We start from the raw sequence: 323 nt of genomic DNA, 5'->3' as shown, positions 1-323 counted from the left end.
CAGCGATTATAGGCTTCGACTTGGTCAAAATCAGGTGCTGGTGGAAATTTTGTGGTATCCACCTTTTTCCATTGAATATGTGCGATTAAATTAGGGCGCTATTTTTCAGGGATCATCACACAACAGACCGTGCCACCAATACTGCCGTAACCTTCATTAATTGAAAAACCTGAAATTTCAAATTGTGTGTGGTTATAGCCCTGAAGCCCGGCTCCCAAGATGGAGTTTTCTGGTTTTGCACCCCAAGAGCCCGCATTGGCACAACCGGAAAGGAAAAAAGAGATAATTAAGAGCGAGGCAAGTTTGGGGGAAATTTGCCAAAA

General features: G+C 43.7%; 1 pseudogene. It reads right to left on the bottom strand.

Annotated elements, in window-relative coordinates:
• Nucleotides 1-98: 98 nt before the first annotated feature.
• A pseudogene (locus BHE89_RS00020) lies at nt 99-323 on the bottom strand (hypothetical protein); the annotation flags it as partial.

The sequence above is a fragment of the Shigella sp. FC1967 genome (genome assembly GCF_001743005.1).
GTDB lineage: Bacteria > Pseudomonadota > Gammaproteobacteria > Enterobacterales > Enterobacteriaceae > Proteus.
This window is presented reverse-complemented; position numbering and strand designations above follow the sequence as displayed.